9 protein-coding genes are annotated in these 11,295 nt (G+C 47.0%); 3 read left to right on the top strand and 6 right to left on the bottom strand.

All coding sequences use genetic code 11. The features are described from left to right. Positions 1-177 precede the first annotated feature (177 nt). From prpF to H735_RS15355, 6 genes are all read right to left on the bottom strand, one after another. Entirely contained in the window at positions 178-1,362 is a 1,185-nt protein-coding gene (gene prpF, locus H735_RS15380; RefSeq protein WP_020197563.1) for a 2-methylaconitate cis-trans isomerase PrpF, read from the bottom strand. 23 nt (positions 1,363-1,385) lie between these two features. Next, the gene (gene acnD / locus H735_RS15375) at positions 1,386-3,995 is read right to left on the bottom strand and encodes a Fe/S-dependent 2-methylisocitrate dehydratase AcnD (protein ID WP_020197564.1); all 2,610 of its coding nucleotides are present in this window, start codon (positions 3,993-3,995) and stop codon (positions 1,386-1,388) included. A gap of 133 nt (positions 3,996-4,128) precedes the next feature. After that, entirely contained in the window at positions 4,129-5,271 is a 1,143-nt protein-coding gene (gene prpC, locus H735_RS15370) for a bifunctional 2-methylcitrate synthase/citrate synthase (protein WP_020197565.1), read from the bottom strand. Between the two features lie 132 nt (positions 5,272-5,403). Then, on the bottom strand, positions 5,404-6,300 hold the full coding sequence (gene prpB / locus H735_RS15365; protein WP_020197566.1) for a methylisocitrate lyase: 897 nt from the start codon (positions 6,298-6,300) through the stop codon (positions 5,404-5,406). A 12-nt stretch (positions 6,301-6,312) separates the two neighbouring features. Beyond that, on the bottom strand, positions 6,313-7,032 hold the full coding sequence (locus H735_RS15360; protein ID WP_009696948.1) for a GntR family transcriptional regulator: 720 nt from the start codon (positions 7,030-7,032) through the stop codon (positions 6,313-6,315). Positions 7,033-7,309: 277 nt separating this feature from the next. Continuing rightward, on the bottom strand, positions 7,310-8,200 hold the full coding sequence (locus H735_RS15355; protein WP_020197567.1) for a hypothetical protein: 891 nt from the start codon (positions 8,198-8,200) through the stop codon (positions 7,310-7,312). A gap of 134 nt (positions 8,201-8,334) precedes the next feature. Between H735_RS15355 and H735_RS15350 the strand changes: the two genes are divergently transcribed. The 3 genes from H735_RS15350 to H735_RS15340 are packed head-to-tail and all read left to right on the top strand — an operon-like array spanning position 8,335 to position 11,224. Further along, positions 8,335-10,317, top strand: coding sequence for a type VI secretion system Vgr family protein (locus H735_RS15350; protein ID WP_020197568.1), 1,983 nt, complete (start codon positions 8,335-8,337; stop codon positions 10,315-10,317). Further along, positions 10,317-10,925, top strand: a complete 609-nt coding sequence (locus H735_RS15345) for a DUF6931 family protein (RefSeq protein WP_020197569.1) — start codon at positions 10,317-10,319, stop codon at positions 10,923-10,925. Before H735_RS15350 ends, H735_RS15345 begins: the two co-directional genes overlap by 1 nt. Next, positions 10,922-11,224: a PAAR domain-containing protein gene (locus H735_RS15340; protein ID WP_005426629.1), complete on the top strand. Its 303-nt coding sequence runs from the start codon at positions 10,922-10,924 to the stop codon at positions 11,222-11,224. The genes H735_RS15345 and H735_RS15340 overlap by 4 nt, the downstream gene beginning before the upstream one ends. Positions 11,225-11,295 lie beyond the last annotated feature (71 nt).

Genomic DNA, 11,295 nt, shown 5'->3' with positions numbered 1-11,295 from the left:
CATTAATTAGATGTTCAGAAGATTGCGTAGGTAAAACTGCTTAGAACAAGGCAAAGATTGCAGCTAGCTAGTTGCTCTACCTACAAGATCTTTAACGAAGTTATCAGCGGTTTTAACAAGCAAGAATCATCAAATAATTGATGTGGTTGGTATAAGTATCACTACCATGCAATTGTGTTATTCAAAGACATTGGAGGGAACACGCACAAAGCCCTCCATCAGTATTCTCGCGCTGCGGCTCATGATGGCTTTCTCAACCACCCAACCTTGTTCTGTTTGTTTGGCTTTTGCCCCCACCTTAAGCGTTCCTGATGGATGCCCAAACGTCACAGATTCTTTCTCTCCGCCACCAGCCGCTAAGTTGACTAAAGTCCCCGGGACGCATGCCGCCGAGGCAATGGCGACCGCAGCGGTTCCCATCATGGCGTGGTGAAGCTTGCCCATAGATAAAGCCCGGACGAGAATATCGACCTCACCTGCTTCTACGGTTTTACCGCTCGACGATAAATAGGATTTAGGCTGGGAAACAAACGCAATCTTTGGCGTATGTTGACGTGTTTGAGCCTCTTCGAGCGAATCAATAAGCCCCATTTTCAACGCGCCATGAGCACGAATGGACTCAAACCTCGCGAGCGCAAATTCATCATTATTGATGTTATCTTGAAGCTCAGTGCCTTGGTAACCGAGCGCTTCTGCGTCTACGAAGATCGTCGGTATGCCTGCGTTGATGAAGGTGGCATTGAAGGTCCCAACATCTGGCACGACCAAATCGTCTACTAGATTACCGGTTGGAAACATGCTGCCTTCGCCATCAGCAGGGTCGACAAAATCAACTTGGATTTCTGCTGCAGGGAACGTCACTCCATCAAGCTCAAACTCCCCTGTTTCTTGAACGAAACCATTTACGATTGGCACATGAATCAAAATGGTTTTTCCAATATTTACCTGCCATACACGAACGGTGACGATGCCATTTTGGGGAATATGTTCTTCGTCGATCAACCCTGCATGAATGGCGAAAGGTCCGACTGCAGCAGAAAGGTTGCCACAGTTACCACTCCAATCGACAAACGGCTTATCTATCGATACTTGCCCGAACAGGTAATCAACGTCGTGATCAGCTCGCTCACTGCGCGACACAATCACAGTTTTACTAGTGCTGGAAGTCGCGCCGCCCATACCATCAATTTGTTTGGCATACGGATCCGGACTGCCAATCACACGAAGTAGCAGCTTGTCTCTTGCTTCGCCTACGACTTGCGCTGGCTGTGGCAAATCTTCAAGGTTGAAGAACACACCTTTGCTCGTACCGCCGCGCATGTAAGTCGCCGGGACTTTGATTTGGCTTTTCTTGCTATCCATATCTTGCTCCGTTATTGCGCTATCTATTGCGAGAGGAAATCTTGAGCAAAGCGCTGTAACACACCGCCCGCTTTGTAGACGTGAACTTCATCTTCGGTATCGAGTCGACAAGTCACCGGCACATCAACCTTGTCGCCATTCGCACGAGTAATCACCAGCGCCAAATCAGCACCAGGAGTGATATCGCCGATAACGTCATAAAGTTCAGTGCCATCTAATTCGAGCGTCTTTCGGTTCACGCCATCTTTAAATTGCAGAGGAAGCACGCCCATGCCAACTAAATTGGTACGGTGAATACGCTCAAAACCTTCAGCGACAATGGCTTCTACACCCGCCAAGCGAACGCCTTTCGCCGCCCAATCTCGCGAAGAGCCTTGACCATAATCCGCACCTGCGACCACGATAAGCGGCTGCTTGCGATTCATGTAAGTCTCAATAGCTTCCCACATGCGTGTCACTTTGCCTTCAGGCTCGACCCTCGCTAACGATCCTTGCACGACTTCGCCATTTTCCTTGACCATTTCATTGAACAGTTTCGGGTTAGCGAAAGTGGCGCGCTGCGCGGTTAAGTGATCGCCTCGGTGAGTCGCGTATGAGTTAAAATCTTCTTCTGGCACGCCCATCTTCGCGAGGTATTCGCCTGCGGCGCTGCTTGCCAAAATTGCGTTTGATGGCGACAAATGGTCGGTTGTAATGTTGTCGCCTAAAACGGCAAGAGGACGCATTGAAGACAAAGTCCGCTCACCAGCCAGTGCACCTTCCCCCTCTTTTTGCCAGTAGGGAGGTCGACGGATATACGTACTCATCGGACGCCAATCGTAGAGCGGATTCGGATTGCGAGTCTCATCATTCAGTTTGAACATTTGAATGTAGACTTGATTAAATTGCTCTGGCTTAACGTACTCACCCACCACAGCATCAATTTCTTCATCCGTTGGCCACAAGTCATTGAGATAAACCGGCTTGCCGTCTTTGTCTGTGCCTAAAGAGTCACGTTCGATATCAAAACGAATCGTACCAGCTAACGCGTAAGCAACAACCAAAGGTGGCGATGCTAAGAACGCTTGTTTTGCGTAAGGATGAATTCGACCATCAAAGTTGCGATTCCCAGAAAGTACCGCCGTTGAATACAGATCTCGGTCGATGATTTCTTGTTGGATTTTCGGGTCAAGTGCGCCGCTCATGCCGTTACAGGTTGTACACGCATAAGCCACGATACCAAAACCAAGCTTCTCCAATTCAGGAAGTAAGCCAGACTCTTCAAGGTAGAGTCGAGCAACTTTAGAACCCGGAGCAAATGAAGACTTGACCCAAGGTTTGCGCACCAAGCCAAGCTCATTCGCTTTCTTAGCGACAAGACCAGCCGCCACAACGTTTCTTGGGTTACTGGTATTGGTACAAGAAGTAATCGCCGCGATGATCACCGCGCCATCTGGAAGTTCGCCTTCCTTCTCTTGCCACTCGCCAGAAACACCACGTTCAGCAAGCTCTGCGGTAGGTAAACGACGATGAGGATTAGATGGGCCTGCCAAATTGCGCCCGACTTGGGACAAATCGAACTCAAGCACACGTTCGTAAACGGCAGTATCTAAATCATCCGCCCACAGACCGGTTTGCTTGGCGTACTTCTCTACCAAGTCGACCTGTTGATCATCGCGCCCCGTCAGTTTGAGGTAATTAATGGTCTGCTCATCAATGTAGAACATCCCGGCGGTTGCGCCGTATTCTGGCGTCATGTTTGAGATGGTTGCGCGGTCGCCAATGGTTAGGTCTCGCGCCCCTTCGCCAAAGAATTCGAGATAGGATGAAACCACACGTTCATTGCGCAGGAACTCGGTAATCGCCAACACGATATCGGTAGCGGTAATACCCGGTTGACGCTTACCAGTCAGCTTCACGCCAACAATGTCTGGCAGACGCATCATCGACGGGCGACCAAGCATAACCGTCTCTGCCTCTAGACCGCCGACACCAATCGCAATAACGCCAAGAGAATCAACGTGAGGTGTGTGACTATCTGTGCCGACACAAGTATCGGGATAAGCAATGCCCTGCTTGGCTTGCACAACCGGAGACATTTTCTCCAAGTTGATTTGGTGCATGATGCCGTTACCCGCAGGAATAACACTGACATTCTCAAACGCCGTTTTGCACCACTCGATAAAGTGGAATCGGTCTTCGTTTCTGCGCTCTTCTATCGCGCGGTTTTTCTCAAACGCCTCTGGGTCAAAGCCTGCGTGTTCAACTGCCAGTGAATGGTCAACGATCAACTGCGTTTCAACCACAGGGTTTACTTTCGCTGGGTCACCGCCTTGTTCGGCAATCGCATCACGCAGACCAGCGAGATCGACTAATGCCGTTTGTCCAAGGATGTCATGACAAACCACGCGCGCCGGATACCAAGGGAAATCGAGGTCACGCTTGCGTTCAATCAACTGCTTTAAGCTATCAGTGAGCGTACTTGGATCGCAACGACGAACCAACTGCTCTGCTAAAACGCGTGAGGTGTATGGGAGCTTTTCATAGGCTCCAGGAGAAATATCGTTAACTGCTTCTCGGGTATCAAAATAATCGAGTTGGGTTCCCGGGAGCGGCTTACGATATTGAGTATTTATATTTGTGGTGATGCTCATGGGCTTGCTTCCGCTTTAGTGTACATCTTGTGCCTGAACGCACCGCGATACTGTTTTTGAAATGGATTCGCGGTGAAAGAGACGCCCCTTGTGAATGCCATGCAAGATGAAACTCACAAAGAGGCGTCACGCGCTAGCGTTGTTCGATTGGCACCCAGTCTTGATGATCCGGTCCGGTATAATCCGCACTTGGGCGAATGATTCGATTGTTCGCGCGTTGTTCATACACGTGCGCCGCCCAACCTGTCAGTCGGCTCATTACAAAGATTGGCGTAAACAATTTGGTCGGAATATCCATGAAGTGGTAAGCCGAAGCATGGAAGAAGTCGGCATTACAGAACAGACCTTTCTCACGCTTCATGACGGATTCCACTCGCTCAGAAACCGCGTAAAGATGCGTGTCACCCACCTCTTTTGATAACGCTTCTGACCAACGCTTGATCAGTGCATTACGAGGATCACTTTCGCGATAAATCGCATGCCCAAAGCCCATGATTTTGTCTTTGTTCTCTAGCATCTGAAGAATGTTTGCTTCTGCTTCATCTGGCGTTTGCCAATCTTGAATCATCTCCATCGCCGCTTCGTTTGCACCGCCATGAAGTGGACCACGCAACGTACCGATAGCAGCCGTAATACAAGAATGAAGATCAGAAAGCGTCGAGGCACACACGCGCGCCGCAAATGTTGAGGCATTAAACTCATGCTCTGCATAAAGAATCAAAGAACAGTGCATCACCTTTTTGTGCGTTTCGCTTGGTGCTTTATCAGTAAGCAGTTTTAGGAAGTAGCCACCAATGCAGTCTTCGCTGTTATCGTGTGTTTTGATTCGTACGCCATCGTGGCTGAAGCGATACCAGTAACAAATGATGGCAGGGAAAAGCGCCAGCATTCGCTCAGTAGCATGGAGCTGTTGCTCAAAGTCCATTTCTTGCTCTAAGTTACCCAGCATAGAGCAACCTGTACGCATAACATCCATCGGGTGAGCATCAGCAGGAATCAGTTCTAACGCCTGTTTAAGCTCCGCGGGTAAGCCACGCAGACTCAATAGATGTGTCTTGTAGGCGTCTAGCTCTTGTTGATCAGGTAAGTGACCGCGTAACAGCAAATGCGCCACTTCTTCAAATTGAGCATGATTTGCCAAGTCCGTAATATCGTAACCACGATACGTTAGACCCGTCCCCGTTTTACCGACAGTGCATAAAGCTGTGCTTCCAGCGCTTTGACCGCGTAGACCTGCGCCACCTATCTCAGCTTTCTTTTCTACAGAATGAGGCATTGTTGAACTCCTTTTCTGTCTGATTTGGCTCTCTTAATGGGCTCTTTTGAATCAGACAATTTTCACGTTATTGGATTAGAGATTCCGTTTATCTATCTTTTTCTTGGGCTTCCGTTTTTTTCTTTGTTGACCTTATTTACCCTCCGAAAACAGCTTGTCTAACTTATTCTCGTAGTCGTGGTAATTAAGGTGCTCATACAGCTCTTTTCGTGTCTGCATTGAATCAAGCAACGCTTCTTGGTTGCCAACTTCTAGTAAGTGTTTGTAAACCATCTCAGCCGCTTTGTTCATTGCACGGAATGCGCTCAATGGGTACAAAACCATATCCACTTTGGATTGGGCTAACTCTTCACAGCCGTATAACGGCGTTTGTCCAAATTCAGTAATGTTGGCAAGAATTGGAACGTGCTTCCCTGTCGCGTCTTCGAGCGCTGCCGAGAACTGTTGATATTGGTCGAGCTGATTCATTGCCTCAGGGAAGATCATATCTGCGCCCGCCTCCACACATGCAATCGCTCGTTCAATCGCGCTATCCATGCCTTCCACCGCTAACGCATCAGTACGAGCCATAATGACAAAGCTCTCGTCATTACGCGCATCCACCGCCGCTTTCACTCGGTCGACCATTTCTTGTTGGCTAACAATCGCTTTGTTTGGGCGATGACCACAACGCTTTTGCGCCACCTGATCTTCCATGTGTACTGCCGCCGCTCCCGCTTTTTCCATCGCTTTAATAGTGCGAGCAATATTAAAAGCACCACCAAAGCCGGTATCGATATCAACCAATAACGGCAAATCACACGCGTTGGTGATACGGTCTACATCTACTAAGACATCGTTCAGTGTCGTAATGCCAAGATCTGGCAAGCCGTAAGACGCGTTAGCGATGCCGCCACCCGACAAATAGATAGCTTGGTGACCCAAATTTTTAGCCATCATGGCGCAGTATGGGTTAATGGTGCCAACGATCTGCAGCGGGTTGTTTTGCTCAATGGCGAGTCTGAACTTCGCCCCCGGAGATAAGCTCATGACAATTTCCTTCTAGTCTTGTTCTCTATCTTTACTTTCAGAATGTAAAATCTGTAATTCGATAAGTTTTCGGCTGCCTGAGATGTGCCTTCTCATCAGCATTTCTGCCAACTCTTCATCACGGTTGCGAATCGCTTGCAGAATGAATTTGTGTTCGTTGAGTGCTTCATTAGGACGAGATTGCGCACGCGGTGATTGGTAGCGATACATGCGCAACAAGTGATACAGTTCGTCGCAAAGCAGAGAGATAAGCTTGCTGTTTCTGCTCGCTTGAATGATTCGATAGTGGAAATCGAAGTCACCATGCTGGTGGAAGTAAGACGATCCTTCAACTTCGTCGATATGTTTGGAATGTGTCGACAATAGCATTTCCAAACTGAGTAATTCTTCTTGAGTGATATAGCGAGCCGCAAGTCTGGCAGCCATACCCTCTAATGCTTCGCGGACTGAATACAATTCGATGAGTTTTTCTGGAGAGAAAGTGATAACGCGAGCGCCAACATGCGGAATGCGCTCAATCAAGCCAAGCCCTTCAAGACGCATCATAGCTTCACGTAAAGGACCTCTACTCACTTGATATTTCTTGGCTAATTCAGGCTCTGAGATTTTACTGCCCGGTTCAATTTCACCACTCACAATCGCTTCCACTAACGATTCGGTCAGCGATTCAGATTTAGTGTGCTCCTTCTCAGAGACAATCACTTTATGACGAGTTTTCAATTCTGTATTCATATTCAAGGCACTCGTATTTAGAAATCAAAGTGTCAACAATTTGTTAACTTGAATATAAAATAGACGATCAGATTGTCGACAATCAAGCAAATTGTCGACAATTTAGACTAAGGCATAGTGTTATTGAGTGATTTATGAGTGAAATAACATTCAGTTCGATAAGAGCAAGCTGAAATTGTCGACAATAAAAACCCAATAAATTCAGCAGGTAAAAAGAATTAGGGAGCACAACAGCTCCCTACTTGGGTTTAATTTGCTAACGAACGGTCGGATTTATCTAGTTGACCAGCTTGTAGGTTAAGTCTTTTTCATCCAACAAACCGGATTCAACGAGGTTTCTCTCTAGCATCATATCTTGCAGTTGTTTCAGCGAATTGATGTTGCCGTAACTGCGGCGGATCTGGTCAAACGCTTCTTCCAGTTGCGGTAAGTTTTGCGCATTCATCTGATCAGTAGTTGCTTCAGAAGCCGCCAAGAACCACTCCACATCCTTGGTGATTTCTTGCACTTGAATCAGGCTTTCACGCAATTTCGCTTGGTAGTGCTCCACCTCTTTGATGGCAGAAAAGAACTCCGTCCAAGCTTGCATGTTATCGATAGCCGATGTGGAAGACATGGTGGTTTTATTGAGTTTCACACGGGATTCATTGATCGCCTCTTTAAGCTTGAATAAACGCAAACTGAGCTCATCAGAACGCTTTGGTAACAACTTCACCTCGTACTTCACTAACTTACGAATCGCATGAATGTGTTCATCACGCTTACGCGCAGAAAGCGCCAGGAACTCGTGATCGACTTTTCCTACCGAGTTGGTTTTAAGCTGCTTGCGAGCAGATTCAATTTTTTTGTTAAGAAGAGATTTAACGCCTTTCTTTGAGCCCTCTTCCCACGCTTTACGAGATGCTGCTTTTAACGCTGCACCACCTGCGACTTCCAACAGGGCTGCCCCCTCTTTCGAGCCGGGAAATGGAATCATCCCGATACCAGTCCTTACCCCTTTTTGCGCAATATCCATCGCGACCATTTTCTTGTCACGTTTTACCCAGTTCTTGGCAGATTGGTATTTATTACCGAATTTTCTCGCCCAACTTTTGTGATATGACTTACTGTCCTTTTCTACATTTTGCAAAAATTCTTTCGCCATCTTTTTTGCATTTTGACTCGTCATAAAGAACTCCTTTTCTTTTAATAAATCGAATAGCGAATAAGATCTAATACTGCTATTTTTTGAGTAATTTGATTAATAATAGTATTTATATTTCAAATTTTTATTATTGAAAAGTTCAAGCATAAGGATATGCAATGGCTGATAAATACAGCAGTTCGGCTAGTTTGATGTCTGCAAAAGACTCAAGTAATCAAGAACATATCATAAGTAATGCAACAATAAAGCAAGCCTTATCAGAGCCCTTTGAAATCAAAGCAATGCTGGTATCCAGTGGCTTTGACATGCAAGATCAACTAGGTCAGTTCCTTACAATAAACCGTTATTTCAACGAATCTGGCAGCAATACACTCAATCGTTCCTACAATGGAGTTGTGACATTGATCCAACATTTAGGAATGGATTCTAATTTGCAAAATCACCAATACGAAATAACGCTCAAACCGTGGTTTTGGTTATTAAAACACACACATTCTTTCCGGGTTTATCAAAATCAATCCACACAAGAAATTGTCAGTGATATTTTCGATAACGCAGGTTTCAAAGGTAACTATAAAATATCCAGCATGCCTTCGACCAAGCGTGAATATTGTTTGCAATATAATGAATCGGATTTTGACTTCGTTTCTCGCCTACTCGCTGAGGAAGGCGTTCATTATTATTTTGAGCATGCGAGTGGTTCACACACCATGATTTTGCAAGATGCTCAAACCCCATTTGATAAAGCCAGCACTGCAAAATTTGATATGAAGGAAACGCCGACAGGCTCACTTCCTTTACTTGAAGATTGGTGCCCTACCGTTGCTTTTCATGGCGCGAGTGTCGAGCTATCAAGCTACGATTATTCGCAGACGAAACTCATCACTAGCGGCAGTAAAACCTCCAGCAATACCATTGCCAACAACACTAAACTCGTCAACACGCGTTACCCGACTTTGGGTATCAGCGGTGATATGACGGATCTCTCAAGCAATCTTGCCAAACGTCGAATCGAGTATGTTGAGCAGGATTACCAAAGTGTCATTGCCAGCGCAAAACATGATCTCTTCGAGCTCGGTACTTACTTCTCGCTCTCAAGCCATCTAGACAAAGATCAACTTGGTGACTTTTCGGTCATTAGCATGGAAGTGGAATACACTGAAAATGCACAGAGCAGCACCAGACTGAAAGTGATCCCAAAAGATACTCCTCACTACCCTCAGCCTCGCTCAAAACAAGTGGTTCAGGGCTTGCAAAGCGCAGTCGTTGCTGGCTCAACCGCGGGTGATATTAATCAGGACGAACAAGGTCGCGTGCGTATTCAGTTCCAATGGGATACAGACGCAAGTGGTGACAAAACCAGTTGCTATGTTCGTGTCGCACAAATGCTTGCGGGAAGTGGTTACGGTGCTCAGTTTGTGCCGCGTGCCGGGCAAGAAGTTCTGGTCTCTTTCATTAATGGCGATCCAGATAGACCAATCATCACGGGCAGCGTCTACAACAGCAAAAATGCCCCACCATACGCAGAAGCCAATACAACAAAGTCTGGCATCAAAACCCAGCTTTCCGGTGAAAGCAATGAGCTCTACTTCGATGACAAAAAAGACAATGAATTGCTTTACCTTCACGCAGCCAAAGACCTGACACAAGAAGTTGAAAACAACCAAACCGAAACCATCAAGGGTGAATTAAGCCAGACGGTCACCAAAGCAGTATCTGTGTCTACAGAAGACAACTACTCGCTGAGCGTAACCAAAGCATTAAGCGAAAAAGCCAAGTCGATTTCGATTGAAGCTGACGATTCTATCGAGCTCAAAGTTGGCTCAAGCAAAATAACCCTGTCCTCATCATCCATTGCCATTGAAGCTACCAATATCGACATCAAAGCCAGCAGCGCACTGAATTTGGAAGGGACCAACGTCACCAGCAAAGCCACTTCAGCCAACAAAGTTTCTGGCACCACGACGGCGCTTGAAGCAACCAGCTCAAACAGCATTTCTGGCTTGAGTATTTCCATCAAAGCGGACACCACGCTCTCTGCTGAAGGCTCTTTGAGTGCGGAGTTTAAATCGGGTCTCAAAGCGACATTTGATGGCGGCGTAATGGGTGAAGTAAAAGGCGCAATTGTAAAGGTTAACTAATGAAATATAAGAAAATTCCATACCAGACGGCTGGGCAAATACTACCGAGATTCAAAGCCAGTGACGAGGCCAAAGCTCTGCTCGACGAAGAAGCCAGCATCAGCGATGCAATTCAATCGCTCAAAGACAAAGAGCTCTACAACGATCTCGTTCAGTTTTTGACGCACGCTCTACCCGTCCGGGAGGCAATCTGGTGGGGAGCGTTGTGTTTAAATCAACGCAATGAGGAATGGTCACCCCTTCAAAAACAAAGTGTCGAAACTTGTATGGCTTGGGTGCGTTCACCCTCCGAAGAATTGCGCCGCAAAGCCGAACATCTCTCTCATCGATTGGAGCTGAATTGCGGCCCATCTTGGCTTGCTCAAGCGGTATTTTGGAATGGTTCTGGCAGCATCGTTGCACCAGATATTCCACCCGTTATGCCTGATCCATTTCTGTACGCCAAAGCGACTGCAGGAGCGATCAATCACGCAGCCGCCCTTCCTGAATGGGACAAAACTAAACCTTTCTATCAAGCCGCAATCGCGATGGCTCTGAATATTGCTGCGGGCGGTCAAGGCACTTCAGATAGCCAATCACAAACTGCAGTACAAGGAGAAGTGCGATGACGTTACCTGCTGCTCGTATCACTGACATGCATGTATGTCCGATGCAGACACCAGCAACCCCACCAATTCCTCATGTGGGTGGTCCGGTCACCGGCCCTGGAGCTCCAACCGTACTGATCGGTAGCTTACCTGCTGCCACTGTGAGTGATGTTTGTGTATGCGTTGGAACCCCGGATTCTATCGCGATGGGAAGCACGACCGTGCTATTAAGCAATAAGCCTGCAGCCCGAATGGGAGACACGACGTCTCACGGCGGAAGTATCGTTGCAGGAATGCCCACTGTACTAATAGGGGGATAAAACCCCTTTATAAATCAGGACATTATATTGATAGATGTATTCCTCCGACCAATTTTTTGGATCAACCTCTT

Source organism: Vibrio owensii CAIM 1854 = LMG 25443, assembly GCF_000817815.1.
Taxonomy (GTDB): Bacteria; Pseudomonadota; Gammaproteobacteria; order Enterobacterales; family Vibrionaceae; genus Vibrio; species Vibrio owensii.
The sequence above is the reverse complement of the archived record's forward strand: the minus strand, read 5'-3'. Positions and strand labels throughout refer to the sequence as shown.

Excerpts from the sequence above, each read along its gene's own strand:
- prpF (WP_020197563.1), bottom strand. The coding sequence starts at position 1,362 with ATGGATAGCAAGAAAAGCCAAATCAAAGTCCCGGCGACTTACATGCGC.
- acnD (WP_020197564.1), bottom strand. The coding sequence starts at position 3,995 with ATGAGCATCACCACAAATATAAATACTCAATATCGTAAGCCGCTCCCG.
- prpC (WP_020197565.1), bottom strand. The coding sequence starts at position 5,271 with ATGCCTCATTCTGTAGAAAAGAAAGCTGAGATAGGTGGCGCAGGTCTA.
- prpB (WP_020197566.1), bottom strand. The coding sequence starts at position 6,300 with ATGAGCTTATCTCCGGGGGCGAAGTTCAGACTCGCCATTGAGCAAAAC.
- H735_RS15360 (WP_009696948.1), bottom strand. The coding sequence starts at position 7,032 with ATGAATACAGAATTGAAAACTCGTCATAAAGTGATTGTCTCTGAGAAG.
- H735_RS15355 (WP_020197567.1), bottom strand. The coding sequence starts at position 8,200 with ATGACGAGTCAAAATGCAAAAAAGATGGCGAAAGAATTTTTGCAAAAT.
- H735_RS15350 (WP_020197568.1), top strand. The coding sequence starts at position 8,335 with ATGGCTGATAAATACAGCAGTTCGGCTAGTTTGATGTCTGCAAAAGAC.
- H735_RS15345 (WP_020197569.1), top strand. The coding sequence starts at position 10,317 with ATGAAATATAAGAAAATTCCATACCAGACGGCTGGGCAAATACTACCG.
- H735_RS15340 (WP_005426629.1), top strand. The coding sequence starts at position 10,922 with ATGACGTTACCTGCTGCTCGTATCACTGACATGCATGTATGTCCGATG.